Source organism: Pseudomonas sp. Leaf434, assembly GCF_001425545.1.
In the GTDB taxonomy this organism is placed as follows: domain Bacteria; phylum Pseudomonadota; class Gammaproteobacteria; order Pseudomonadales; family Pseudomonadaceae; genus Aquipseudomonas; species Aquipseudomonas siliginis.
Genome location: NZ_LMQZ01000010.1, coordinates 1 through 25,438 on the forward strand (window position 1 = coordinate 1; position 25,438 = coordinate 25,438).

The following is a 25,438-nucleotide window of genomic DNA, read 5'->3' on the forward strand; positions in this document are numbered from 1 at the left end:
CCGTTATTACGCGCCGTGGTTGCAGCGCTGGGTCAGTGCGGATCCGGCGGGGGATGTGGACGGTTTGAATCTGTATGGTTTTGTCGGTAACAACCCGATTCTGTTCATCGATAACGACGGTAACAAAAAAGACTTACCGTCTGACGTCAGGCAGGACATCGCGACCTACGCAAAAGTCCTGGATAACCTGGGCAATGAGCTGCAAACGTACAATCGGCAATTGAACGGACTGTTCAGCGCTACGGACATTTCCAAACGCATGGCCATAAACACCGGCTTCAACATTGGCAAGGGAGTTGCCACCACGACAGCAGGGAAAGGCGGCGAAGCACTTGGGACGCTGATATTGCCCGGAGTCGGGACATTTATCGGAGGGATCGTCGCCTCAAAAATCTCCGGCGCGGCAATCGACAAACTCGGCGAAATTACAACTGTTTCCACTCCCGTCCTGCCCGATGCCAAAAAACTGAACCCCGAGAGCATTCACAGCAATGCCACAACAAGCATTTTAACCCCTCTGAGATACGCAAAAAAAATAGCCAGATCTTATGATCCTCGGACTTCCGAGGGAGCAAATAAGCTGATCGGAACAGTAGCCGAGAAAACGCTCAGCAAGTTTGCGCAGGTACCCGCTGCGAGTGACATGATGGCCATTGCTTACGCGGGGAAGGACACAGCCACAGCGCTGGCCGGTTTAAGGGATATCGAAATTGATGACCTCGAGACAGCGTTGGGTTTGATTATCGACATGCTTGAACAGGACCAAAGCGACATCAATGCGGCTTTCAGTGAAATCGGAGTCAACGAATTTTATGACCAAGGCCTGGTGGGCTCATTCGGTTTTGCGCTGGACCTTGCAAAAGGTAGCGTCGGAACCCAGAACTCCAGCTCAATCAGCCGGGATCGGATCAAGAAAGAAATTTCCGTGCGCATGGCTGAAGCAAGGCGCGGTATTGAGTTGATTGGCAGGTATCGCCAATACAGCGGTCAAAAGACGGCGTAAACAAGTTCGCCTACCTTCAGGCAGTTTTGCCGTGGTTCTGCGCCTGGATAAATCATGAGCACCTGGCCCTTGAATAGATCAACGCATATCCATACGCCAAGCGTGCAGGTCAAGGATCCTCGGGCTTTGGTTGTCAGGCATATTGCCTATCTGTGTGCAACGACGCATGGAGAAATCAAGCCCCTGATCACCTGCCAGACTCACAACCCTGCCGGGCGCCTGCTAGAAAAACGGGATCCGCGCTTATCTGCACCCAACCTCACTACTCACTACTCGCTCAACGGCACCGTGTTGAAAATCGACAGCGTCGATGCCGGCTGGCGTTTGGTACTGCCGGGACTGGCCGGTGAGCCTCGGCAACGTTGGGACGAGCGCGGCCATGTCTGGCGATCGACCTTTGACGACCAGCTGCGTGTCGTCAGACTCCAGGTCACCAGAAAGGATGAGGAGGAAGAGGAAGAGGTCGAAACTTTCCTCTACGCCGGTGGCGCCGACACCACCAACCACAACCTGCGCGGACGGTTGATCAAGCAAACCGATGCGTCTGGTGTTCTGGCGATATCCAGCTATTCCCTCGCCGGCCAGCCGATGCAGGAAACCCGAACTTTCCAGGACACACAGGCTTTCACCAGCCATCAGGTGTTCAGCCCGCTGGGCACGGTGCTGGAGCAAACCGATGCCGGCGGCCATCGCAGAGCATCGCGCTATGGTCTTGCCGGGCAACTCAGGCAAATGGAGCTGCAAGTCGAGACGAAAGTCACGCAGGTCTTGCTGGATGCGCAGTACAACGCCAACAATCAGATCATCTCGCAACTGGCCGGTAACGGTGTCCTGAGTCAGTGGACGTATGACCCGGCCGATGGACGCCTGCATACGCGCACCAGTCAGAAAACCGCTCACCCCAGATTGCAGGATCTGCAATATTTCTACGATCGCGTCGGCAATATCATCCGCATCGAAGACCACGCCTTCGAGCCAACCTGGTTCGCCAATCAACGGGTCGACGGCCACCGTGAATTCGACTACGACTCCCTGTACCGTCTGATTCGTGCGACCGGTCATGACGACACCCTGCCCCCGGACATTCCCGGCCTGCCGCGACCGCCCGACGAGCGAAACCGCCTCAATTACACCCAGACGTATAGCTACGACGATGGCGGCAATCTGANGGATCCGCGTCCGTTGGTGAGCATGGACGACATGGGCATGGGCGGCATGGATCATGACGACGCCCTGCCCCCGGACATTCCCGGCCTGCCGCGACCGCCCGACGAGCGAAACCGCCTCAATTACACCCAGACGTATAGCTACGACGATGGCGGCAATCTGACCGAGTTGCGTCATCAGCGCGACGGCAACAGTCGTACCCGCACSATGCGCATCGACGACAAAAGCAATCGCGGGGTGCGTTGGCAAACAGGTGACGAGCCGCCGGACTTCGACATCTGGTTCGACCCGCACGGCAATCAACGCAAGCTGCRCCACGGTCCGTCATTGCACTGGAACAGCCGTGAYGAACTGGAGCGCGTGGATCTGGTTATCCGTCAGGACAGCGATAACGATGCCGAGTATTACCAGTACAGCGCGGGCCAGCGGGTCCTCAAATGTCATGAATGGTTYACCGACAAGGTCCGCCACTTCCACCAGGTGCGYTACCTGCCRGGGCTGGAAATTCGCAGCAARGACAACGGCGAAGAGCTGCACATCATCAGCCTCGGTAACGCGCGCTGCCTGCATTGGGCGCAACGTTCAGCRCCGATAGACGACCAGATGCGCTACACCCTCGAAGACCACCTAGGCTCTTGCGTGATGGAGCTCAATGAAGACGCTGTGGTCACCAGCGCAGAAGGCTATTACCCGTTCGGCGAAACCGCATGGATGGCGCCGGAATCGGAAATCGAATACCGCTTTATCCGTTATTCCGGCAAGGAAATGGATGTCAGCGGTTTGTATTACTACGGCGCCCGTTATTACGCGCCGTGGTTGCAGCGCTGGGTCAGTGCGGATCCGGCGGGGGATGTGGACGGTTTGAATCTGTATGGTTTTGTCGGTAACAACCCGATTCTGTTATTACGCGCCGTGGTTGCAGCGCTGGGTCAGTGCGGATCCGGCGGGGGATGTGGACGGTTTGAATCTGTATGGTTTTGTCGGTAACAACCCGATCGTCCATGTCGACCAGACCGGTGCCTTCAAAGTGGTGTTTGACCTGATCAGAAAAGCGGTGGGTATCTTTGATCAAGCGCAAACTGCGGCGGAGCAATTGCACAACCTGACTACCGAGTTCGATGGCCTGATTCCTGAAGGCCAGAACATCGAGGAGGTGCGCAAAAGCATGACGTTCGGCAAATTCATCACCTCACGGGCCGGCATCAAATCGGTCTTTTACGGTATCGGCAAAGGCATCGCCATCGGCAGTGTCATCGGCACCGTGGTACCCGGAATCGGCAACGCCATCGGTTCCGGCGCAGGGGCAATCGCGGGGGCAATAGTGTTTCCGGTATTGCGTTACCACTTTTTCAAGAAGGGTTTGAAAGCAGCGCAGACACTGCACACCCAAGAGCTCAAGGACGGGCTGAAAACGCTGGGCGACGGCGCTGCAAAAGCCGTCGACGGCGCGGGGGCTCTTCTCGATGGAGGTGCTGCGCTTATCGACAGCATCAAGACTTTCACGGATAACCTCAACAGCTACTCCGAGCACATCCAGAAGATGTTCTACGCCCAACTGGACGCACTGGATGCAGAAAAACAGCGTCAGGTCATGAAGCTGTCCAGGAATGGTGTAGACCCGTTCGAAGCCATCGACAAGGTCATGCAAACCGCCCAGGCGACTATCGAAGCGCCAAGCGAGGCGCAAGGCGTGACTGAACGCCTGCAGCAACTGGAGCGCTCGCTCGCTGCCGAACCTAAGCCAAGACCGGTGCCGAAGCCGAGGTTGAATCTTGTGCATCGACGTCAGGTACAGGAGACAGCTGTCTAGCAGACACGGCCGGCGCGAACAGCGCGCCCGGCCACCTCGGCCCATGCTATCGTGCCCGCCCGTCCTGCCGACCTTTCATCCAGCATGCTGCCGACTTCCCGTACCCTGCGTCTGTCGTTGTATTCCCTGCTGATCATCGCCGGCACGGTCATTGCCGCGACGCTCGCGATGCGCCACGCGGAACGTCAGGCGCTGGAAGAAGACGCCGCCCGCGCCAATCAGCAACTGGGGTTGTACGCCAACTCCTTGCACACCCTGATCGACCGCTATCGCGCCCTGCCCGCCGTACTGGCGCTGGATCCGCAATTGCGTTCGGCCCTCGCCGGCCCGGTCGATGCAGCGCAGCAAGCGGCATTGAATGTGAAGCTGGAAAAGATCAACGGCGCCGCGCAATCCTCGACCCTCGAACTGCTCGATCGCACCGGCCTGGCCGTGGCCGCCAGCAACTGGCGCTTGCCCAGCAGTTACGTTGGCCACAATTACGGCTTCCGCCCCTATTTCAGCCAGACCCGCACCCAAGGCACCGGGCGTTTTTACGCGGTAGGCGTGACCAGCGGCATTCCCGGGTATTTCCTTTCCAGCGCCGTACTTGGCGACAACGACGAGTTTCTCGGCGCGATGGTGGTCAAGCTGGAGTTTCCCGAACTGGAGCGCGAATGGAGCCAGGGCAGCGACACGCTGCTGGTCAGCGATGCACGCGGGATCATCTTTATCGCCAATCAGCCGGGCTGGCGTTATCGCGCCTTGCGGCCGTTGAGCGCTGATGATCTGGCCGAGATCAAAACCACCCGCCAGTACGACAAGCAATCGCTGCTGCCGCTGACCCATTTGCCGCTGCGGCGCTTCGATGACAACAGCGATCTGCGCCGGGTCGAAGGTCCACAAGGCACGGCGGATTATCTGTGGGAATCGCTGCCGCTGACGACCGAGGGCTGGACCCTGCATCTGCTGCGCCGTCCGCAAGTGGCCTTCGAGGATTTGCGCAACGCCGCGCTGGCCGCCGCTGGCGTGTGGCTGGCGCTGGTGTTCCTGTTGTTGTTCCTCAATCAGCGCTGGCGGCTGGCCAAGGTCCGTCAGCGCAATCGTGAAGAACTCGAGCGCCTGGTCGAGGAGCGCACCCGCGACTTGCGCACCGCGCAGGAAGGTCTGGTGCAGTCGGCCAAACTCGCCGCGCTGGGGCAGATGTCCGCCGCGCTGGCCCACGAAATCAATCAACCGCTGACCGCCCAGCGCATGCAACTGGCAACCCTGCGCCTGCTGCTCGAAAATGGCCGCGTCGATGACGCCTACAAGGCGCTGAAACCGGTGGACGACATGCTCACGCGCATGGCCGCCCTCACCGGCCACCTCAAGACCTTCGCCCGCAAAAGCCCGAGCGGCTTGCGCGAACGTCTGGATCTGGCGACGGTGGTCGATCAATCGCTGCAACTGCTCGATGCGCGACTGCGTGACGAACAGGTCAGTCTGGTCCTGCATCTGACCCGCCCGGCGTGGGTACGCGGTGATGCGATTCGTCTGGAACAGGTGTTGATCAATTTGCTGCGCAACGCGCTGGATGCGATGCAGGGTAAAGCCTGCAAGCGTCTGGAAATCCGTCTGGAGGCCGATGAGCAATTGTGGCGGCTCAGCGTCAGCGACAACGGCGGCGGCATTGCCGAGGAACATCTCGGCCAGGTGTTCGATCCGTTCTTTACCACCAAACCGGTGGGTGACGGTCTGGGCCTGGGGCTGGCAGTATCCTTCGCCATCGTGCATGAATCCGGCGGACGCCTGAGCGTCGAGAATGGCGACCACGGCGCGGTGTTCAGCCTGACCCTGCCAATCGATCTGGAGGCACATATCTGATGCTCAATTCGGTGATGGTGGTCGACGACGAAAGCAGCATTCGCGACGCCGTTGAACAGTGGCTGAGCCTGTCGGGGTTTCAGGTGCAATTGTTCAGCCGTGCCGAAGAATGCCTCGCCGCGCTCCCGGAACATTTTGCCGGGGTGATCCTCAGCGACGTGCGCATGCCCGGCATGGACGGTTTGCAATTGCTCGCCGAAGTGCAAAAGCGCGACGCCGATCTGCCGGTGATTCTGCTCACCGGCCATGGCGATGTGCCGATGGCGGTCGAAGCCATGCGCGACGGCGCCTACGACTTTCTGGAAAAACCGTTCAGCCCGGAGACCCTGCTCGGCAGTCTGCGCCGGGCGCTGGACAAACGCCGCCTGGTCCTGGAAAACCGCGCCCTGCACGAACTGGCCGACAATCGCGCGAAGCTCGATGCAACATTGCTCGGCGTGTCCCGAGGTTTGCAGACTTTGCGTCGGCAAGTGCTGGATCTGGCGACGTTGCCGGTCAATGTGCTGATTCGTGGCGAAACCGGCAGCGGCAAGGAACTGGTCGCGCGTTGCCTGCATGATTTCGGCCCGCGCGCCGGCAAACCTTTCGTGGCGCTGAACTGCGCGGCGATCCCGGAGCAACTGTTCGAGGCCGAGCTGTTCGGCCATGAGAGCGGCGCGTTTACCGGCGCCTCGGGCAAGCGCATCGGCAAGCTGGAATACGCCGATGGCGGCACGCTGTTTCTCGATGAGATCGAAAGCATGCCGCTGGCCCAGCAGGTGAAATTGCTGCGGGTCTTGCAGGAGCAAAAGCTTGAGCGGCTGGGGTCGAACCAGAGCATTCGCGTTGATTTGCGTATCGTCGCGGCGACCAAACCGGACCTGCTCGACGAAGCCCGCGCCGGGCGTTTTCGTGAGGACCTGGCTTATCGCCTCAACGTCGCCGAACTGCGCCTGCCGCCGCTGCGCGATCGCCGCGAAGACATTCCGTTGCTGTTCGAGACCTTCGCGCAGAATGCCGCTCAGCGTCTGGGCCGGACCTTTCCGCCGTTGACCGGTGCGCAGCTCAGTCACCTGCTCAGCCATGACTGGCCGGGCAATGTGCGCGAACTGGCCAACGTCGCGGAACGTCAGGTATTGGGGCTGGATGAACCGGTCGCCGGAATCGATCCGGGGCAATCGCTGGCGGCGCAGCAGGAAGCGTTCGAAGCGCAATGTCTGCGCGCGGCGTTGACCCGGCACAAAGGTGATGTGAAAGCCGTGCTCGAAGAACTGCAACTGCCGCGCCGCACGTTCAATGAAAAGATGCAGCGGCATGGGTTGAGTCGGGAGATGTTTCTGGCGGAGTGAGGCAGAGATTTGTGGTGTAGCTGAAATCCATCCCCCTCACCCCAGCCCTCTCCCCCAGGGGGGCGAGGGGGGAGGGAGCCGATCTCCATGCTTTCCCGAATCTGTATTCGACTCGATATTGCAGGTCGATGTAACCCACGAGAACACCTCGGTCAGTCCCCTCTCCCTCTGGGAGAGGGCTAGGGTGAGGGGCTTTTGATCTTCACGCGGTAAGCGGAAATCCGCTCACTCAGCCCAATCAGTCGGCACAAATCCGCTCACTCCTCCCCGCTACCCCCTCTAAACCGGCCCCTCACCCCTTGGCACACCTCCTGCTATAGCCCTGGCAGGCTGCGTTCCGACGCGCTCCACAAAAACAATTAAACGAAGGATCCTTCAATGGATAACTCCAACGCCCTGCCCCTTGGGTCGGCTGCCGTGCCGGCCAAACCGAGAACCACCGCCAGCCGGATCAAATCGATCTTCAGCGGCTCTGTCGGCAACATGGTCGAGTGGTACGACTGGTATGTGTATGCCGCCTTCTCCCTGTACTTCGCGAAAACCTTTTTCCCCGCCGGTTCCACCACTGCGCAACTGATGAACACCGCAGCGATCTTCGCCGTGGGCTTCCTGATGCGTCCGATCGGTGGCTGGCTGATGGGCATGTACGCCGACAAGGTCGGGCGCAAGAAAGCGCTGATGGCCTCGGTGTACCTGATGTGCTTCGGCTCGCTGCTGATTGCCCTGAGCCCGAACTATGAAACCATCGGCATCGGCGCGCCGATCCTCTTGGTGTTCGCCCGCCTGCTGCAAGGCCTGTCGGTCGGTGGCGAGTACGGCACCTCGGCGACTTATCTGTCCGAGATGGCGACCAAGGAACGTCGCGGCTTCTTCTCCAGCTTCCAGTACGTGACCCTGATCTCCGGCCAGCTCATCGCCCTTGGCGTCTTGATCGTGCTGCAAAACATGCTGACCACCGAACAGCTCTACGCGTGGGGCTGGCGTATCCCGTTCGCCATCGGTGCGCTGTGTGCGGTCGTGGCGCTGTACCTGCGTCGCGGCATGGAAGAAACCGAGTCGTTCACCAAAAAAGAGAAATCCAAGGAAAGCGCGATGCGCACCTTGATGCGCCACCCGAAAGAGCTGTTGACCGTGGTCGGCCTGACCATGGGCGGCACCCTGGCGTTCTACACCTACACCACCTACATGCAGAAATACCTGGTGAACACGGTCGGCATGAGCATCTCCGACTCGACCACCATTTCCGCCGCCACGCTGTTCCTGTTCATGTGCCTGCAACCGATCATCGGTGGCCTGTCGGACAAGATCGGTCGTCGCCCGATCCTGATCGCCTTCGGTGTGCTCGGTACGATCTTCACCGTGCCGATCCTGATGACCCTGCACACCATCCAGACCTGGTGGGGCGCGTTCTTCCTGATCATGGCGGCGCTGATCATCGTCAGCGGCTACACCTCGATCAACGCGGTGGTCAAAGCCGAATTGTTCCCGACCGAAATCCGCGCCCTGGGCGTTGGCCTGCCGTACGCACTGACCGTGTCGATCTTCGGCGGCACCGCCGAATACATCGCGCTGTGGTTCAAGAGCATCGGCATGGAAACCGGTTACTACTGGTACGTCACCGCGTGCATTGCCGTGTCGCTGCTGGTGTACATCACCATGAAAGATACCCAGAAGCATTCGCGGATCGTCACTGACTGATCGCACCGCATCGCTGGCAGGCCACAAAATCTGTGTCCTGCCACGAACCCTACGGGGTCTCGCGTCTGGCTGGAAATATGCGCTGGGTCCTTGCACTATGGCTGCATCCGAATGCAGCTCAGGAATCCGCTCCCCATGCCCGATGACATCCACTTCTACGAACCCGCCAACGGCCACGGCCTGCCTCACGATCCGTTCAACGCCATCGTCGGCCCGCGCCCCATCGGCTGGATTTCCTCGCAGGATGCCGAAGGCCGACTCAATCTCGCGCCGTACAGTTTCTTCAACGCCTTCAACTACGTGCCGCCGATCATTGGTTTTTCCAGTGTCGGGCGCAAAGACAGTCTGAACAACATCGAGCAGACCGGTGAGTTCGTCTGGAACCTCGCCACCCGCCCGTTGGCCGAGCAGATGAACCAGAGCTGCGCGATGGTCGCGCCTGAGGTCAACGAGTTTGAACTGGCGGGGCTGACCACCGTGGCGTCAAAGGTGATTTCGGTCCCACGGGTCGCCGAGAGTCCAGTGTCCTTCGAGTGCAAGGTCACGCAGATCGTCCAGCTGCAACGCGCCGATGGCGAAACGGTGCCGAGTTGGCTGATCCTCGGCGAGGTGGTCGCGGTGCACATCGCCAAATGGCTGCTGAAGGATGGCATCTACGACACCGCCGCCGCACAACCGATTCTGCGCGGCGGCGGGCCGGCGGATTATTTCCAGCTGGGGCCTGAGGCGCTGTTCAAGATGTGGCGCCCGGGCGCACAGAAGTAATTACCAGATCAGCTCGGCGTCGTCAGTGACGCCCTTGAGCTTGTCCAGTTCGTTGATGGCTGCATCATCGGCAGCAATGGCGCCGGGGAACACCTGCTCATTGAGCAATTTGTGAAAGCGTGGGGCGCCGCCATCGACCAGGGCCTTGACCGCGATCGCCGCGTAATAACCCTTGTTGCCGCCCAGCTCGACGGGGACGACTGCGGAGACTGCTTCGAAGCGTTCAAACTCTTTACGTGCCATGTCGCGGATCCTGGCTCAATCAAATAAGCCGGACATTAAACCCTCAACCGGCGAGTTTGTGTATCGGCGCCGCGCATTGACCGAGGGCCTGCGCGGCGGAAACGTCCCTGAACGTGTGGAAGTCGAGGCTGTTGACCACCAGGTCCTGCACCAGCTCGGCGAAGACTTCCATCGACGGACTGTTGAAATACGCCGTCATCATTTGCTGACTGCTCCAGTAGCCGCTGACCAGCCACAGGTCGGCGTCGCACTGCGATTGTTGCAGGGAAAAACTCAGGCAACCGGGCGCCGCGCGCGACACTTCGATCAATGCGCTCAGGCGCACACCGAGTTCCGCCGAACGCCCGGCCTGGGCACGAACGAAGGCCATATGACTGACAGGCATTTGCTTGGACATGATCAACCCTCCATGAAATCGCGTGGCAGCCGGGGGACGGGCTGCGACTGAAGCAAAGATTAAGGGCCGGGCCGGCTGCGCCGTTAGTCGATTCCTGCCTTCGCGTTGCACAATCCTGCGAGACTGCGCAGACGACCTGTAACAACCTGTAAACCCGCGCAACACGTCTGTCATACGCGTTTTGTGTAGGAGCTGCCGAAGGCTGCGATCTTGTGCTTTTGCCTCGAAGATCAACGGATCGCAGCCTTCGGCAGCTCCTACAGAATCGTATGGCGGGAGACCTGTGCGCACCTGCGGGCAGAATCAGGCAAGCATTTGGCAGAATGTGTCTACCGCCGCCGCTTGCACAAACATATGCTCTGCTGCATTCCCCCCTCACTTGCCGAGGATGCCGTGCATGACGTCATTCGATCGTTTTCAAGCCGAACCCAGCGCCGACATGGAAAAGCAGCGCGCGGAGCTGGCGGCGATCATCCGCCGCAACACCAGCGACGATGGCAGCTACCAGACCGCGATCGGTTCGCTGGTGATGTCGCGCCACACCCAGTCCCATGACTTTGCCCCGGTGCTCGCGCAGCCGGCGCTGTGCATCATGGCGCAGGGGCGCAAAGAGGTGCGCCTGGCCGACGAGTTCTTCAACTACGACCCGCTGAATTATCTGGTGGTGTCGGTCTCGATGCCGCTCAGCGGGCGCGTGGTCAATGTCTCGCCGGAAGAACCGATCCTCGCCGTGCGCCTCGACATTGATCCGACCGAAATCACCGCGCTGATCGCCGACGCCGGCCCGATGGGCGTACCGACGCGGCCGACCGGACGCGGTCTGTACGTGGAAAAAATCGACAGCGCCATGCTCGACGCGGTGCTGCGGCTGGCGCGGCTGCTCGACGCGCCGAAAGACATCGCCATGCTCGCGCCGCTGATTCGCCGGGAGATTCTCTATCGCCTGCTGCGCAGCCCACAGGGCCATCGTCTGTATGAGATTGCGATTGCCAACAGTCAGAGCCATCGCATCAGCCAGGCCATCAAATGGCTCAACGGCAATTTCGAACAACCACTGCGCATCGATGATCTGGCGCGGGAAGTGAACCTCAGCGTGTCGACGTTGCATCACCGTTTCAAGGCGATGACCGCGATGAGTCCGTTGCAATATCAGAAGCAGCTGCGCCTGCAAGAGGCGCGGCGGCTGATGTTGACTGAAGGGCTGGAAGCGTCGGCGGCGGGGTATCGGGTGGGCTATGAAAGTCCCTCGCAGTTCAGCCGCGAGTACAGCCGATTGTTTGGCGCGCCGCCGTTGCGGGATCTGGCGAGGTTGCGGCTTTCGGTGTGACTCCATAGAAGCCCCTCACCCTAGCCCTCTCCCAGAGGGAGAGGGAACCGATTGTGGGATATTGGAGAGGTTCATCGATTTGCGATATCGGTGCTGAATCCGGAATCAGCCAAGCCAGGCCAACCCGGCGTTGGATTGATGACCTTCAAATCCATAATCGACTCGGTTTTTCAGGTCGACGGAGAACGCAAGACACCTCGGTCAGCTCCCTCTCCCCCAGAGGGAGAGGGAACCGATTGTGGGATATTGGAGAGGTTCAGCGACTTGCGATATCGGTGCTGAATCCGGAATCAGCCAAGCCAGGCCAACCCAGCGTTGGGTTGATGACCTTCAAATCCATAATCGACTCGGTTTTTCAGGTCGACGGAGAACGCAAGACACCTCGGTCAGCTCCCTCTCCCCCCGGGAGAGGGCTGGGGTGAGGGCAGGCTTCTACACCGCGCGCACGACGTGCTTGATCTCCAAAAACGCCGCCAACCCCCAAGGCCCCAGTTCGCGGCCGACGCTGCTCTGCTTGTACCCACCCCATGCCGCCTGCGGGAAGATCACCTGCGGAGCATTGATCCACACCAGCCCTGCCTGCAACGCATTGGCCACACGATCCGCCGCTGTGGCATCGCGTGTCACTACGCTCGCGACCAGGCCGAACTGCGTGTCGTTGGCCAGCGCAATCGCCTCGTTCTCACTGGCGAAACCGCGCACACACACCACCGGGCCGAAAATCTCTTCACGCCATAACGCGCTGTCCAGCGACACGTCGGTGAACACCGTCGGTTGCAGGAAATAACCGCGCGGCAAATGCGCCGGACGATTACCGCCGCACACCAACCTCGCCCCGGCGCTCAAACCGCGATCAATATGCCCAAGCACCCGTTGGTACTGCGCCTGATTGACCAGCGCGCCCATCTCCATATCCGCATCAAACGGATCAGCGACTCGAATCGCCTCTGCGCGCTTTTGCAGACGCTGAAGAAATTCGTCCATCAATTCCTCGGCAACCAGCACCCGACTGGTGGCCGAGCACATTTGCCCGGCGTTGAAGAACGCCCCACCACAAGCCAGTTCCACCGCCAGCTGCAGATCGGCATCCGCCAGCACCAGCAACGACGATTTGCCACCCAGCTCCAGACTCACACCCTTCACGGTTTCAGCAGCGCGTTGCATTACCTGCACGCCAACCGCATTGCTGCCAGTGAAGGAAATCTTGGCGATGCGTGGATCCGCCGACAACGGCGCGCCCACCGCCAGACCAGTGCCGCAGACCAGATTGAACACGCCGTCGGGCAAACCGGATGCAGCGATGATCGCGGCCAGTTCCAGCTCCGGCAACGGCGTCACTTCAGAAGGTTTCAGCACCACGCAGCAACCGGCGGCGAGCGCTGGCGCCAGTTTCCACGCGGTGGTGACCATGGGGAAATTCCACGGCACGATCAGCCCGACCACTCCGCACGGCTCGCGCCGCAGGCGCGCACTGAAATCATCGCTGGGCAGCGGCACGTTGCTGTCCTGCCCGGCGTCGAGGCCTTCGGCGAGTTCGGCGTAATAGTCGAAAGTGGCGATCACGTCATCGACATCGATGGCCGCTTCAAACTGCGGTTTACCGTTATTACTCGACTGCAGATTCATCAAGTGATCGCGACCGTTGCGCACGCCGTTGGCAATGTTGCGCAGGATCGCAGCGCGTTCGGCGCCGGTGGTTGTCGACCAGTGTTTGAACGCCTCGGTCGCCGCGCTGATCGCCTGGTCGACGGCCTGTTCGTCGCCGCCATTGACGGTGGTCAGCAGCGCTTCGGTAGCGGGGTTGATCACCCGCAGATGTTCGCGGCCTGACGACCATTGGCCGTTGATGTAGAGGCCGTCGAGTGTGGTTGGAAAGCTGATCATTGGGCCACCGCCTGCATCCACTGGTTCTGGTCGATTTCAATCAGCGTCGGGCCTTGCCGGTCCGTCGCTTTACGCAGCGCTGCGCGCAATTCGTCGATATTGCTGATGGCTTGCGCGGCGCAACCGAGGCCCTTGGCCACGGCGACGAAGTCCGGGGTGTAGATGTCCACGCCGACCGGTTCAATGGCGCGGTTGACCATGTACTTTTTGATTTCCTCGTAACCCTGGTTATTCCACAGCAGCACGATCACCGGCACCCGTGCTTCAACGGCGCTGGCCAGTTCCGGCAGGGTGAACTGCAAGCCGCCGTCACCGATCAGGCACACCACTGGCGGGCGCGCGCCGTTATCGAGTTGTCCACCGAGCCACGCCCCTATCGCCGCCGGCAACGCATAGCCGAGGGTGCCGTAACCGGTGGATGCGTTGAACCAGCGACGCGGACGCTGGGGGTTGAACGTGAGGTTGCCGGTGTACACCGGTTGCGTGGAATCGCCGACGAACACCGCGTCAGGCAGCTCGTGCAACACGGTTTCGAGGAAACGCGTCTGCGCCAGCGTCGGTGCATCCCAGCTCGCCGCCAATTCATTACGCAGGCGCGCGGCGCGAACATGGCCCCAATCATTACGGCGCTCGGCCAGCGGCTTTTGCGTCAGCGTGCTGAGCAAGGCTTGCGCGGCGTTGCGCGAATCAGCGACCAGTGCGACGTGCGGCGGGTAGTTGCGCACGGTCTGATCGGCATCGATGTCGATGCGCAGCAGCTTGCCGGGAATCTCGAAGCCGCCGGCGAAGGTCACGTCGTAATCGGTCTCGGCCAGCTCCGTGCCGATCGCCAGCACCACGTCGGCTTCAGCGACCAGTGCGCGAGTGGCGACCAGGCTTTGCGTCGAACCGATCAACAACGGATGGCTGGTCGGCAGCATGCCTTTGGCGTTGATGGTCAGCGCCACTGGAGCGTCGAGCAGTTCGGCGAGTCGGGTCAGCTCCGGCGCCGCGTCGATAGCACCGCCGCCAGCAAGAATCAGTGGACGTTGCGCGCTGGCCAGCATTTCGCTCATGCGGCTCACGGCAGCCGGTGCGGCGCCGGCGCGATCGATATTCACCGGCAGGCTGGCGAGCAATTCATCGGCCTCTTCCACCAGCACGTCCAACGGAATTTCGATGTGCACCGGACGCGGTCGCCCGGCCTGGAACAGCGCGAAAGCGCGAGCAAGCACCACCGGCAGTTCGGCAGCGGACATCAGCGTGTGCGAGAACGCTGCGACGCCGCCGACCAGTGCGCTCTGGTTCGGCAGCTCATGCAACTTGCCGCGCCCACCGCCCAACTGACTGCGCGACTGCACGCTGGAGATCACCAGCATCGGAATCGAATCGGCGTAAGCCTGGCCCATGGCCGTGGTGATATTGGTCATGCCCGGGCCGGTGATGATGAAACACACACCGGGTTTGCCGCTGGTACGCGCGTAGCCGTCAGCCATGAACCCGGCGCCTTGTTCATGACGAGGCGTGACGTGGTTGATGCTTGAGCGGGCAAGGCCTCGGTACAGCTCAACGGTATGCACACCGGGAATGCCGAACACCTGCTCGACCCCGTAATTCTCCAATAGCTTGACCAGTACTTCGCCGCACGTTGCCATGTTGATTGCCCTTTCATTCACTGAACACTCCCTGTGGGAGCGAGCCTGCTCGCGAATAAGCGGTCCAGCCAACATCCGTGTCGAACCTTGAACCGTCTTCGCGAGCAGGCTCGCTCCCACAGGGTCCGTGGAGTGCCCATTGGAACGGTGCGCAACTGGCAGCAACAATCGATTAAAAGTCATACTAGCCATGTCCCCACGTCATACCTCGGATCGCCATGAAACGCCTGCCACCCCTGCCCGCTCTGCATACGTTCTGGATCACCGCGCAATGCTGCAATTTCACTCGCGCCGCCGAGCAGTTGCACATCACTCAGGGCGCGGTGAGCCGGCAGATCGCCGGGCTCGAAGAACAGCTCGGTTATCCGTTGTTCATTCGTCTGGCCCGAGGTCTGGCGCTGACGGCCGAAGGCCGCGAATGGCTGCCACAAGTGGAGAAGGTTTTCGGGCTGATCAGTGAAGCGACCGAGCAGATCGGGCTCAAACACCAGACGTTGCAACTCAAGGCCCCAAGCTGCGTGATGCGCTGGCTGCTGCCGCGCCTGCTGCAATGGCAGAAGGAACGCCCGGACGTGCCGGTGAAACTGACGGCGTCACTGCAACACGGTGTGGATTTCCAGCGCGAGCAATTCGACGCCGCGGTGATCTACGGTCCGCCGCCGGACAATTCGCCAGGCGCACTGCATCTGTTCGACGAGCAACTGACACCGGTCTGCTCGCCGCAACTGCTCAAAGGCTCGCCGGCGCTGAATTCACCAAAGGACCTGCAGGAACACTTGTTATTGCACCCGACCCACGACATTCAGGACTGGTCGGTGTGGCTCGACGCGGCGGGATTGCGACTGGGCAACCTTGGCAGCGGGCAGCATTTCGAAACGCTGGATCAGGCGATGTCGATGGCCTCGCACGGCACGGGGGTGGCGATCGGGGACTGGTCGCTGATTGGTGATGATCTGAACGCTGGACGACTGGTGATGCCGTTTGCGTTGAAGGTGAAGACGGGGTTGGCGTATTACGTGGTGGTGCCTGCTGGAGCCGAACCCTCGCCGCAACTTGAGGAACTGATGCTCTGGCTGGTTGAGCAGGCACATTTGCGCTGAAGCCTCTCCCCTCACCCTAGCCCTCTCCCCAGGGAGAGGGAACTGATTGGGGATACTCAAGAAATTCATCGACCTGACACAGCCACGCCGAATCCATAATCGACACGGCCGTTCAGGTCAATGCGTGACCCAAGACAACTCGGTCGGCTCCCTCTCCCCAGGGAGAGGGAACTGATTGGGGATACTCAAGAAATTCATCGACCTGACACAGCCACGCCGAATCCATAATCGACACGGTCGTTCAGGTCAATGTGTGACCCAAGACAACTCGGTCGGCTCCCTCTCCCCCGGGAGAGGGCTGGGGTGAGGGGAAAAGGCTTGACTCAATACCCGACGGTATAACGCTGCCGCGAATGCTTCGGCGTTTCCACTTCGTCAATCAGCGCAATCGCGTAATCGGCAAATGTGATCCAGCTGCGTCCTTCGGCACTGACCAACAGATGATCCTTGCCGACGCGGAATGTGCCACTGCGCTCACCCTCGACGAACTCCGCCGACGGCGACAAAAAGGTCCAGTCCAGTTCCTGCTCGTGACGCAACGCATCAAGAAACTCAGCACCTGCGCTCGCCTCGGCTTTGTATTCGGCCGGGAAACCGGCACTGTCGATCACTCGCGTGTCATCCGGCAGCAACAGCGAACCGGCGCCGCCGACCACCAGCAAGCGCTTCACGCCCGCCTGTTTTACCGGTCCGACAATCGCCGAGGCCGGGACGGTGGCGAAATGCGCTGCGCTGATCACTGCGTCGTGACCGGCCACCGCCGCTTGCAGCGCCGCCGAATCCAGCACGTCGAGGCTCTTGCTGACGACACCGGCGCGATCACCGACCTTTGAGGTATCGCGGGCAATGGCGGTGACGCTGTGGCCGCGACGCAGGGCTTCTTCCAGCAGTTGGCTACCGGCACGGCCGGTGGCGCCAATGATTGCGATCTTGCTCATGACATTCTCCAGTTGGCTTGAAAATGCTGCGTGTTCAGGTTCGGCTTACCACTGCATCTCGCCCTTGGCGACTTTCGCGCTGAGCTCCAGCGAGCTTTCCTCGCCCAGCTGCGGGTAGCGTTTTTTCATCGCCGCGATCAGTGCAGCGGAGTCTTTGGCCTTGGCGGTTTCGGCATCGAAGGCCTTGATGTAATCGGCGGTGAATTTCACGCTGGCCAGCGAGCGGCTGCTGTCACCCAGGTAATGACCGGGCACCACGGTTTGCGGTTTCAGGCTTTCGATGGTGTGCAGGGTGTGCAGCCAATCGGCGTGGGATTGCGCGGTCTGGGTGTCGGCCATCCACACATGAATGTTCTCGGCGACCACTACGCCACCGACCACTGCTTTGAGCGACGGGATCCATACGAAGCTGCGATCCGGTTGCTTGCCGTCGAGGCCGATCACCTGCAATTGCTTGCCTTCGAGGGTCAGGCTGTCGCCCTTGAGCACGTCCGGGACGATGGTTTTCGCCGGCACGTCGGCGCCCATTTTCGGCCCCCAGTAGGCCAGTTTGCCGTCGACGGTGTGCTTGATGTGATCGACAGTCGGCTGCGAAGCCAGCACTTTCGCCTGCGGGAATGCCTTGGTCAGGGTGTCGAGGCCAAAGTAGTAATCCGGGTCGCCATGGCTGATGTAGATGGTGGTCAATTGCTTGCCGCTGGCGCGGATCTTTTCCACGACCTGCTCAGCCTGGGATTTGCCGAATTGCGCGTCGACCAGAATCGCTTCTTTCTCACCGCTGACCAGCACCGAGCTGACCGGGAAAATCGCCTGGGTGCCCGGGTTGTAGACATCGAGGCTCAGCTCGGCGGCGGATGCATGGGCGGCAAAGCCGAAAAATGCTGCGGCGAGCAGAACGCGTTTGAAGGGGGTAAAGCCGATCATGTGTTGCTCCGGATTGCGAATGCCAGTCTGGCGATGCAACAGAGCTTAGTTGCCAGACTCAGTACAAAAAATGCGATGCTTGGACATAGTTTGTTTCTGAAAGCGGGCAAATCATGGATCGGCTTCAAGCAATGCGGGTATTCGTCACGGTCGTGGACCTGGGCAGCCAGTCGGCGGCGGCCGACCACCTCGACCTGTCGCGGCCGGTGGTGTCGCGCTATCTGGCGGAGCTGGAAGACTGGGTCGGCGCGCGGCTTATGCACCGCACCACGCGCAAATTGAGCCTGACCGCCGCCGGCAGCGAAATCCTCCCGCGCTGCCGGCAGATGATCGACCTGTCGCACGACATGCAGGCCGCCGTCAGTGAACCCCATGACGCGCCGCGCGGATTGCTGCGGATCAGCGTCAGCACCTCGTTTGGCCAGGCGCAACTGGCCGATGCGGTGGCGGCGTACGTCAGGGTTTACCCCGGTGTGAGTATCGATCTGCAAATGCTCGACCGCACGGTGAATCTGGTCGATGAGCGTATCGATCTGGCGATTCGCACCAGCAACGATCTTGATCCGAATCTGATCGCCAGACGCTTGACCGTGTGCCGTTCGGTGGTCTGCGCAGCACCGGCGTATCTGCTTAAGCATCCGGCGCCGTTGCGGGTGGAGGAACTGAGCCGACACAACTGCCTGACCCATTCCTATTTCGGCAAGAGCCTGTGGCATTTCGAGGAGGATGGCGAACCGGTTTCGGTGCCGGTGCAGGGCAACATCAGCGCCAACGAGGCCAGCACCCTCCTGCGCGCAACCCTGGCCGGCGCGGGCGTGGCGATGCTGCCGACCTACCAGGCTGGCGTGCATATTCACAGCGGCGAACTGCTGCGTTTGCTGCCACACGCAGAACCGCGCCAGATGAATATCTACGCGGTGTACGCCTCACGCAAACACATGCCGGCGGCACTGCGCAGCATGCTCGACTTTCTTGTGCAGCGCTTTCCCGAGGCCCCGGCCTGGGATGCCGGCCTGTAAACCCGATCCCTTGTGGGAGCGAGCCTGCTCGCGAAGAGGCCAGTACATTCAACATTGATGTCGCTTGGACCACCGCCTTCGCGAGCAGGCTCGCTCCCACATAGGCATCAATTCGCTGAATGGCCGGCTAAATCCTCAAGCGCACTCGCTGGCAAGTACGCGCCGCTGACCTATGCTCAAAGTAATACCGCAAGGTAGACGTTCAGAGGTCGAACACCATGAACATCAAAACAAAAAGATACGCCGCCATCTTCATCACCTGCGCCGCCACGCTGGCGCTGTACGGCACCGCTGCCTGGCGGGTCGAGCAGTTGCGCCAGCTGCCGCGTGAGTATGCGAGCTGCAACTATGAGCGGTGTATTCCGCACAATGCCACGCTGAACGCATTGCGCTGATAGACCTGCGCTGGAATGCAACTGCTGTGGGAGCGAGCCTGCTCGCGAATGCGCTGTGTCAGCCAGCCTAGTTGCTGAATGAAAGACCGTATTCGCGAGCAGGCTCGCTCCCACAGGGCTCATCAGCGCATCAGGATTGTTGCTCGGCCTTCAAGCGGTCGCGGAATGCCTTTGGCGAAATCCCCACCCGGCGACGGAACAGGCGCGTGAAGTTGGTCGGATCGGAAAAACCGAGCAACTCCGACATCTCGTAAATCGTCATGCTGGTGTAGGTCAGCAGGCGCTTGGCTTCCAGCAATTGACGCTCGTGCATGATCTGCAACGCCGGTTGCCCGGCCAGTTCACGGCAGGTGCCGTTGAGATGCGACACGGAGATGCCCAGGCGATGGGCGAGGTCTTCGACCTTGACGTGCTGGCGGTAAGTCTCTTCCACCAACTGAATGAAACCGTTGAGGTATTCGCGCTGGCGTTGCGGCCGTTGGCTGGCCTTGTGGCGGACGATCGCCTGGCGGCTGACCCAGACCATGATCACGCTGACCAGCGAATGCATGAGCATTTCCCGCGCCGGTTGATGACCGTTGTACTCGGCCTGCAAGGCTGAAAACAGGCTGTTGAGATAATCGCCATCCTTGCCGGCCGGGTAGTTCTCCGCCCGGGCCAGCGCGTGTACCGAATCGCCCAATTGCGCCTGCAAATGATTGATCAGCGGCGTGGCCAAGGTGACGATGAAGCCTTCAACATCCTCGGAAAAACGAAACCCGTGCACCGATAACGGTGGCAGCACCTGAATCGCTGGCGTCTCGAGTTGCGTGCGCTGGCCTTCGATTTCAAGCTCTGCCTGACCTTTGAAAACGAACAGCAGCTGGCACAGATCCGCGTGGCGGTGAGGTTTGATTTCCCATTGATGTTCGCGACTGCGCGAGGAAATGGTTTCACAGTGCAGCAAGTCCGGGGTCGGCCAGTCCAGGCTTTCACCGTAGAGCTTGAACACCGGAATAGAAGGCAGGGCAGGCTTGTTCATACTTCAATCCAGGCCTCTGGTTTTTGGGCGATAATCGCACCGATTGGCAGAATGTACAGGTATCGGCTCAGTTTTCACCTTCAATTGACAGACCCGCAAGGGAAAAATGCAAGCACTCGATCCATAAAATCATTCACCGGCTGTTGCTGCGTGAAGCTTGCGAGTCATAAAAACAATGAAAACCCTGAAAACCCAAGTCGCCATTATCGGCGCCGGTCCTTCCGGACTGCTCCTCGGCCAGTTGCTGCACAACGCTGGCATCGAAACCCTGATCCTCGAACGCCAGACGCCTGATTACATTCTTGGGCGCATCCGTGCCGGCGTGCTTGAACAAGGCATGGTAGAGCTGCTGCGTGAGGCCGGCGTCGGTCAGCGAATGGATGCCGAAGGTCTGGTTCATGGCGGCTTCGATCTGGCGCTGGAAGGGCGTCAGGTGCACATCGATCTGCACGCTCTGACCGACGGTAAAACAGTAATGGTCTACGGTCAGACCGAGGTCACCCGCGACCTGATGGCCGCTCGTCGGGACGCGGGGGCGCTGACAATTTATCAGGCAAGCAATGTCGTTCCCCACGGCATGAAAAGCGACGAAGCTTTCGTCACCTTTGAAAAGGACGGTGAAAGCTGGCGCGTCGATTGCGATTACATCGCCGGTTGCGATGGTTTCCATGGCGTCGCGCGGCAGTCGATTCCGGCCGATTGCCTGAAGATCTTCGAGCGGATCTACCCGTTCGGCTGGCTGGGCATTCTCGCCGACACGCCGCCGGTCCACGACGAATTGGTCTATGCCCGCCACGAGCGTGGCTTCGCTTTGTGCAGCATGCGTTCGGCCACCCGCACCCGCTATTACCTGCAAGTCCCGGCAGATGAAAACGTCGATGACTGGAGCGATCAGCGTTTCTGGGATGAGCTGAAAAAACGCCTGCCGGATGCCCTCGCGGAAAAACTGGTGACCGGCCCTTCGATCGAAAAAAGCATCGCGCCGCTGCGCAGTTTTGTCGTCGAACCGATGCAATACGGCCGGATGTTCCTGGTCGGCGACGCCGCCCACATCGTCCCGCCCACTGGCGCCAAGGGCTTGAACCTGGCGGCCAGCGATGTCAGCACGTTGTTCAATATTCTGCTGAAGGTCTATCGCGAAGGCCGCACTGATCTGCTGGAAAAATACTCGGAAATCTGCCTGCGCCGGGTGTGGAAAGCCGAACGGTTTTCCTGGTGGATGACGTCGATGCTGCATCGCTTCGACGAGCACGATGAATTCAGCCAGCGCATCTGCGCTTCGGAACTGGACTATTTTGTCAGCTCGCAAGCCGGGCAAAAAACCATTGCAGAAAATTACGTCGGGCTTCCGTACGAGGCTATCGAATAGCTTCCTACCGACTTACACTGCGAGCATCCACCCGCGCGCGATGGCCGCGCGGGTCCATCAATGCCCGCAGGCTCGCCCGTGACCACTCTCAATCAACCTGAAACGCCCAAACCGGCCATTCGCAGCGTGCTGGTCGCCTTGATGATGGCGATCTTCCTCGGTGCGCTGGACCAGACCATCGTCGCCGTGTCGATGCCGGCGATCTCCGCGCAATTCAAGGACGTCAGCCTGCTGGCCTGGGTGATTTCCGGTTACATGGTGGCGATGACCGTGGCGGTGCCGATCTACGGCAAACTCGGCGACCTGTACGGGCGGCGCAAACTGATGTTGTTCGGCATGGGCCTGTTCACCCTCGCCTCGCTGTTCTGCGGTATGGCGCAGAGCATGGAACAACTGGTGCTGGCGCGGATCCTTCAGGGCATCGGCGCCGGCGGCATGATTTCGGTGAGTCAGGCGATCATCGGCGACATCGTCCCGCCACGTGAACGCGGGCGCTATCAGGGTTACTTCAGCAGCATGTACGCCGTGGCCAGCGTCGCCGGCCCGGTGCTCGGCGGCTACATGACCGAATACCTGTCGTGGCGCTGGGTGTTTCTGATCAACCTGCCGCTGGGGCTTGGCGCGTGGTGGGTGGCACGGCGCAACCTGCGCGGCTTGCCGATTCCGCAGCGCAAACCGGTGATCGATTATCTCGGTACGGTGTTGATGATCATCGGCCTGACCTCGTTGTTGCTCGGTATCACCGAAGTCGGCCAGGGCCATTCATGGCGTAGCAGCGAAGTGCTCGGCCTGTTCGCTGGTGCCGTGGTGGTATTGGCGCTGTTCGTCTGGCATGAACGCCGGGCGCGGGAGCCGTTGCTGCCGATGCACTTGTTCACCAATCGCAGCGCGCTGCTGTGCTGGTGCACGATTTTCTTCACCAGTTTCCAGGCCATCTCGCTGATCGTGCTGATGCCATTGCGTTTCCAAAGCGTCACCGGGGCTGGCGCCGACAGTGCGGCGTTGCACTTGCTGCCATTGGCGATGGGCTTGCCGATCGGCGCCTATTTCGCCGGTCGCCGCACCTCGATTACCGGACGCTACAAACCGCAGATTCTCACCGGGGCGATCCTCATGCCGATCTCGATTCTCGGCATGGCCTTCAGTCCGCCCCAAGCAACCTTGCTCAGCGGTTTGTTCATGTTGCTCAGCGGCATCGCCGGCGGCATGCAGTTCCCGACCTCGCTGGTCGGCACACAAAACTCGGTGGAACAACGCGACATCGGCGTCGCCACCAGCACCACCAACCTGTTCCGCTCACTGGGCGGCGCGGTGGGCGTGGCTTTGATGTCGGCGCTGCTGCTGGCGTTGCTGCACCATTCCAGTTTCGCCCACCTGGCGAACAGTTCGCTGATCAGCGAAGGGCATTCGGGCAACGTCCTGCTCGATGGCCTGAACGCCGCACCCGGTGAAGCGCAGAACGCTTTGCGCGCGGAGCTGCTGGTGACCTTCCGCCACTTGCTCTGGGTCAGCACGGCAGTGTCGTTGCTGGGGCTGGCAGCGGCGATTGCCATGCCGAACAACCTGCTGCGCGGACGGGAGCACGGCGCGAAATAATTGCCGCAACAAATACCACTGTGGGAGCGAGCCTGCTCGCGAATGCGCGGTGTCAGCCGACACATAGCTGAATGACACACCGCTTCGCGAGCAGGCTCGCTCCCACAAGGGAACGGTGTTCTCTCAAGGGCTGTAGTAGCCCACCGCGACGAGGAAATGCCCGACCTTTTTCAGGTACGCATGCTTGTCCTCGATCTTGCCGGTTACCGGGTTTTTCCAGCGGTATTCATATTCGCCTTCATCCTGCTTGCCGATCAGCGCCAGAATCGGCTCGCCCACCGGTTTGCCTTCCGGGTCCTTGACCTTGCCAAAATCAGTGTTGATCAAGCGCAGATTGGTGCCGTGGGCGACATAACGCTGGTTGTTCAGATCGACCACGAAGACATACAGGTCATCCTGCAGATATCCGCCCTTGAGCGAGTTGATCGCAACCAGCGTGCCCTTCTCGTCCTTGCCCAGATCCGTCGCGGCTTTGTCCAGCAAGGCCTTGGCCTGCTCAGCCGAAGCCCGTGGCAAGTAGTAACCCACCGCGAGAATGCGCAGCCCGACGCGCTGATAAAACACATGCTTGCGCTCGACCTTGCCGTCGGCCCAATTCTGCCAGCGGTATTCGGCCTGCTGGATGCCGTTGCCTTCCGGCACTTTCAGCGCATCCTTGAACGCCTTCTGCAGATCCGGCCCGAGCACTTCGCTGACATCACGGCCGATCAGCGCCGATGACGGCCCGCCACTGGCAAGCATGACGCCTTTGGTGTCGAGGACGAACACGTAGCGATCCTTGTCGACGAACTCACCCTGGCGGCTGAAGGCGGCGAAGGCCTTGTCGCCATTGTCGTGGTAGTAGGCCAAGGCTTTTTCCAGCAGGGCGATGGCCGCCTGACTGTCATCCTTGGCGGCGGTGGCGGCGCTGGCCTGGCCGAAACCGGCCAACAGAATCAGGCCGAGCCAGGCCACTTTATGCAAAAACCCCATAGCGCATCCCTCGTTCTTTTTGGTGTCTCAAGAGCGTAGACGGCTTGGGCTGATGTACGAGTATTCAGAATGATGCAGGGGATTACAGGCCCCTGTGGTGAGGGGACAAAGCCCTCCGGGCAACAGATCAGTCGCTACGGGCGGGAATTGATCTGCTGCTGGAGATTCTGGATCTGCGCCTGCAAAGTGTTGAGGTTGCGGGTCATCTGCGCGCGGAACGCATCGAACTCGGCGGTATTGCCGCCACCCTGCGGCGCTGCCGGGCGATTGTCCTGCTGACTTTTCAGCACCACGATGTCCTGCTCCAGACGATCGATCGCCGCGCTCGGGTTGCCCTGTTTCTTCAGCGCGGCGATATCGGCACCAAGGCTTTTGAACTGGGCGTCGAAGGCTTTCAACTGCGCATCGACCTTGCTGGTATCGGCCGGGGTGCTCTTGATGGTCGCCAGCTCGGCGCTCAAGGCTTTGACCTGAGCCTGCAACTGCGTATTGGCGTTCTGCTGTTCGGTGGTCTGCGCGGTCATTTGCGCCAGCCGCTTGTCCAGTTCGCTGGCCTGACCGGCCACGCCTTGCTGCTGCTTGCTCTGGTCGAGCAGCTTGCCTTCGAGTTGTTTGATCTGCAGCTTCAGCGCTTCGCTGTCACTGTTGACGTTGCTCTGGCTGGCGACAACCTTGCCGGAAATATCCTGCAGGCGCCCCGCCGCTTCTTCGCTGATGCGGGCGAAGCTTTCCTGGGTGGCGACCAGTTGCTGTTCCATCAGCGAGATCTGCTGGAAGCTCCACCAGGCCAGACCGATGAAGGCGAAAAACAACGCACCGACCAGCGCCCACAGCGGCCCGGTGCTGGCGGCCTTGACCTTGACCACTGGCGCCGTGCGCGAATGCACGGAAGTGCGGGGGCCGGGCGCGATGTCATCGTCGTCGAACGGGTCAGCGCGCAGGCTTGGCACGTTATCGAAATCGTCGTCGTGGGCATCGTTTCGCATGGACATTGAGGCAACCT

21 protein-coding genes and 1 pseudogene are annotated in these 25,438 nt (G+C 60.6%); 13 read left to right on the forward strand and 9 right to left on the reverse strand.

Going from position 1 to position 25,438, the window contains the following annotated elements:
* From ASG55_RS20545 to ASG55_RS20575, 7 genes and pseudogenes are all read left to right on the forward strand, one after another.
* Positions 1-1,003, forward strand: a 1,003-nt coding sequence (locus ASG55_RS20545) for an RHS repeat-associated core domain-containing protein (RefSeq protein ID WP_156388216.1), incomplete at its 5' end; no start/stop codon positions are given.
* A 1,169-nt stretch (positions 1,004-2,172) separates the two neighbouring features.
* Positions 2,173-3,067: pseudogene (locus tag ASG55_RS27740) on the forward strand (RHS repeat-associated core domain-containing protein); the annotation flags it as partial.
* Positions 3,042-3,980 (forward strand): RHS repeat-associated core domain-containing protein, encoded by a 939-nt coding sequence (locus tag ASG55_RS20555; protein ID WP_236708190.1) that lies wholly within the window; start codon positions 3,042-3,044, stop codon positions 3,978-3,980. The pseudogene ASG55_RS27740 and the gene ASG55_RS20555, both read left to right, overlap by 26 nt.
* A gap of 84 nt (positions 3,981-4,064) precedes the next feature.
* Positions 4,065-5,825, forward strand: a complete 1,761-nt coding sequence (locus ASG55_RS20560) for an ATP-binding protein (RefSeq protein WP_056789924.1) — start codon at positions 4,065-4,067, stop codon at positions 5,823-5,825.
* Complete coding sequence (locus ASG55_RS20565) at positions 5,825-7,153, forward strand: sigma-54-dependent transcriptional regulator (protein WP_056789927.1); 1,329 nt, start codon at positions 5,825-5,827, stop codon at positions 7,151-7,153. Before ASG55_RS20560 ends, ASG55_RS20565 begins: the two co-directional genes overlap by 1 nt.
* Positions 7,154-7,531: 378 nt before the next feature.
* Positions 7,532-8,851 (forward strand): MFS transporter, encoded by a 1,320-nt coding sequence (locus ASG55_RS20570; protein ID WP_024014128.1) that lies wholly within the window; start codon positions 7,532-7,534, stop codon positions 8,849-8,851.
* A 135-nt stretch (positions 8,852-8,986) separates the two neighbouring features.
* Positions 8,987-9,616 (forward strand): flavin reductase family protein, encoded by a 630-nt coding sequence (locus ASG55_RS20575; protein ID WP_041479830.1) that lies wholly within the window; start codon positions 8,987-8,989, stop codon positions 9,614-9,616.
* On the opposite strand, the gene ASG55_RS20580 is transcribed toward ASG55_RS20575, so the two are convergent.
* Together ASG55_RS20580 and ASG55_RS20585 are read right to left on the reverse strand one after the other, a co-directional pair.
* The gene (locus ASG55_RS20580) at positions 9,617-9,859 is read right to left on the reverse strand and encodes a hypothetical protein (protein WP_041479831.1); all 243 of its coding nucleotides are present in this window, start codon (positions 9,857-9,859) and stop codon (positions 9,617-9,619) included.
* Positions 9,860-9,902: 43 nt separating this feature from the next.
* The gene (locus ASG55_RS20585) at positions 9,903-10,256 is read right to left on the reverse strand and encodes a putative quinol monooxygenase (RefSeq protein WP_056789930.1); all 354 of its coding nucleotides are present in this window, start codon (positions 10,254-10,256) and stop codon (positions 9,903-9,905) included.
* Positions 10,257-10,653: 397 nt separating this feature from the next.
* Between ASG55_RS20585 and ASG55_RS20590 the strand changes: the two genes are divergently transcribed.
* Positions 10,654-11,583, forward strand: coding sequence for an AraC family transcriptional regulator (locus ASG55_RS20590; protein WP_016773445.1), 930 nt, complete (start codon positions 10,654-10,656; stop codon positions 11,581-11,583).
* A gap of 432 nt (positions 11,584-12,015) precedes the next feature.
* On the opposite strand, the gene ASG55_RS20595 is transcribed toward ASG55_RS20590, so the two are convergent.
* Positions 12,016-13,467 carry an aldehyde dehydrogenase family protein gene (locus ASG55_RS20595; protein ID WP_056789934.1) on the reverse strand — a complete coding sequence of 484 codons (1,452 nt, stop codon included), beginning with the start codon at positions 13,465-13,467 and terminating at the stop codon, positions 12,016-12,018.
* Positions 13,464-15,101, reverse strand: a complete 1,638-nt coding sequence (locus ASG55_RS20600) for a 5-guanidino-2-oxopentanoate decarboxylase (RefSeq protein WP_056789939.1) — start codon at positions 15,099-15,101, stop codon at positions 13,464-13,466. The genes ASG55_RS20595 and ASG55_RS20600 overlap by 4 nt, the downstream gene beginning before the upstream one ends.
* Before the next feature lie 218 nt (positions 15,102-15,319).
* On the opposite strand from ASG55_RS20600, the gene ASG55_RS20605 reads away from it, so the two are divergent.
* Positions 15,320-16,201 carry a LysR substrate-binding domain-containing protein gene (locus ASG55_RS20605; RefSeq protein WP_056789943.1) on the forward strand — a complete coding sequence of 294 codons (882 nt, stop codon included), beginning with the start codon at positions 15,320-15,322 and terminating at the stop codon, positions 16,199-16,201.
* A 323-nt stretch (positions 16,202-16,524) separates the two neighbouring features.
* Here the strand turns inward: ASG55_RS20605 and ASG55_RS20610 are convergent, their stop codons facing one another.
* Both ASG55_RS20610 and ASG55_RS20615 read right to left on the reverse strand, forming a co-directional pair.
* Complete coding sequence (locus tag ASG55_RS20610; RefSeq protein WP_056789947.1) at positions 16,525-17,139, reverse strand: NAD(P)-dependent oxidoreductase; 615 nt, start codon at positions 17,137-17,139, stop codon at positions 16,525-16,527.
* A gap of 45 nt (positions 17,140-17,184) precedes the next feature.
* Positions 17,185-18,063, reverse strand: a complete 879-nt coding sequence (locus ASG55_RS20615; RefSeq protein WP_056789950.1) for an MBL fold metallo-hydrolase — start codon at positions 18,061-18,063, stop codon at positions 17,185-17,187.
* A 113-nt stretch (positions 18,064-18,176) separates the two neighbouring features.
* Here ASG55_RS20615 and ASG55_RS20620 point away from each other — a divergent pair, with 113 nt between their 5' ends.
* Together ASG55_RS20620 and ASG55_RS27035 are read left to right on the forward strand one after the other, a co-directional pair.
* A complete protein-coding gene (locus tag ASG55_RS20620; protein ID WP_201783061.1) occupies positions 18,177-19,082 on the forward strand; it encodes a LysR family transcriptional regulator in 906 nt (301 codons plus the stop codon).
* Between the two features lie 218 nt (positions 19,083-19,300).
* A complete protein-coding gene (locus ASG55_RS27035; RefSeq protein ID WP_016773438.1) occupies positions 19,301-19,477 on the forward strand; it encodes a hypothetical protein in 177 nt (58 codons plus the stop codon).
* A gap of 130 nt (positions 19,478-19,607) precedes the next feature.
* Here ASG55_RS27035 and ASG55_RS20625 read toward each other — a convergent pair whose 3' ends face one another.
* A complete protein-coding gene (locus ASG55_RS20625) occupies positions 19,608-20,498 on the reverse strand; it encodes a helix-turn-helix domain-containing protein (protein ID WP_024014136.1) in 891 nt (296 codons plus the stop codon).
* Between the two features lie 175 nt (positions 20,499-20,673).
* Here ASG55_RS20625 and pobA point away from each other — a divergent pair, with 175 nt between their 5' ends.
* On the forward strand, positions 20,674-21,867 hold the full coding sequence (pobA, locus tag ASG55_RS20630) for a 4-hydroxybenzoate 3-monooxygenase (RefSeq protein WP_056789954.1): 1,194 nt from the start codon (positions 20,674-20,676) through the stop codon (positions 21,865-21,867).
* Between the two features lie 78 nt (positions 21,868-21,945).
* Entirely contained in the window at positions 21,946-23,463 is a 1,518-nt protein-coding gene (locus ASG55_RS20635) for an MDR family MFS transporter (protein WP_056789957.1), read from the forward strand.
* 123 nt (positions 23,464-23,586) lie between these two features.
* Here the strand turns inward: ASG55_RS20635 and ASG55_RS20640 are convergent, their stop codons facing one another.
* Both ASG55_RS20640 and ASG55_RS20645 read right to left on the reverse strand, forming a co-directional pair.
* The gene (locus ASG55_RS20640) at positions 23,587-24,435 is read right to left on the reverse strand and encodes a cache domain-containing protein (protein ID WP_056789959.1); all 849 of its coding nucleotides are present in this window, start codon (positions 24,433-24,435) and stop codon (positions 23,587-23,589) included.
* Between the two features lie 134 nt (positions 24,436-24,569).
* Positions 24,570-25,427, reverse strand: coding sequence for a hypothetical protein (locus ASG55_RS20645; protein ID WP_056789961.1), 858 nt, complete (start codon positions 25,425-25,427; stop codon positions 24,570-24,572).
* Positions 25,428-25,438 lie beyond the last annotated feature (11 nt).

Coding starts and splice junctions, on each gene's coding strand:
- ASG55_RS20555 (WP_236708190.1), top strand. CDS start 3,042: ATGGTTTTGTCGGTAACAACCCGATTCTGTTATTACGCGCCGTGGTTG.
- ASG55_RS20560 (WP_056789924.1), top strand. CDS start 4,065: ATGCTGCCGACTTCCCGTACCCTGCGTCTGTCGTTGTATTCCCTGCTG.
- ASG55_RS20565 (WP_056789927.1), top strand. CDS start 5,825: ATGCTCAATTCGGTGATGGTGGTCGACGACGAAAGCAGCATTCGCGAC.
- ASG55_RS20570 (WP_024014128.1), top strand. CDS start 7,532: ATGGATAACTCCAACGCCCTGCCCCTTGGGTCGGCTGCCGTGCCGGCC.
- ASG55_RS20575 (WP_041479830.1), top strand. CDS start 8,987: ATGCCCGATGACATCCACTTCTACGAACCCGCCAACGGCCACGGCCTG.
- ASG55_RS20580 (WP_041479831.1), bottom strand. CDS start 9,859: ATGGCACGTAAAGAGTTTGAACGCTTCGAAGCAGTCTCCGCAGTCGTC.
- ASG55_RS20585 (WP_056789930.1), bottom strand. CDS start 10,256: ATGTCCAAGCAAATGCCTGTCAGTCATATGGCCTTCGTTCGTGCCCAG.
- ASG55_RS20590 (WP_016773445.1), top strand. CDS start 10,654: ATGACGTCATTCGATCGTTTTCAAGCCGAACCCAGCGCCGACATGGAA.
- ASG55_RS20595 (WP_056789934.1), bottom strand. CDS start 13,467: ATGATCAGCTTTCCAACCACACTCGACGGCCTCTACATCAACGGCCAA.
- ASG55_RS20600 (WP_056789939.1), bottom strand. CDS start 15,101: ATGGCAACGTGCGGCGAAGTACTGGTCAAGCTATTGGAGAATTACGGG.
- ASG55_RS20605 (WP_056789943.1), top strand. CDS start 15,320: ATGAAACGCCTGCCACCCCTGCCCGCTCTGCATACGTTCTGGATCACC.
- ASG55_RS20610 (WP_056789947.1), bottom strand. CDS start 17,139: ATGAGCAAGATCGCAATCATTGGCGCCACCGGCCGTGCCGGTAGCCAA.
- ASG55_RS20615 (WP_056789950.1), bottom strand. CDS start 18,063: ATGATCGGCTTTACCCCCTTCAAACGCGTTCTGCTCGCCGCAGCATTT.
- ASG55_RS20620 (WP_201783061.1), top strand. CDS start 18,177: ATGGATCGGCTTCAAGCAATGCGGGTATTCGTCACGGTCGTGGACCTG.
- ASG55_RS27035 (WP_016773438.1), top strand. CDS start 19,301: ATGAACATCAAAACAAAAAGATACGCCGCCATCTTCATCACCTGCGCC.
- ASG55_RS20625 (WP_024014136.1), bottom strand. CDS start 20,498: ATGAACAAGCCTGCCCTGCCTTCTATTCCGGTGTTCAAGCTCTACGGT.
- pobA (WP_056789954.1), top strand. CDS start 20,674: ATGAAAACCCTGAAAACCCAAGTCGCCATTATCGGCGCCGGTCCTTCC.
- ASG55_RS20640 (WP_056789959.1), bottom strand. CDS start 24,435: ATGGGGTTTTTGCATAAAGTGGCCTGGCTCGGCCTGATTCTGTTGGCC.
- ASG55_RS20645 (WP_056789961.1), bottom strand. CDS start 25,427: ATGTCCATGCGAAACGATGCCCACGACGACGATTTCGATAACGTGCCA.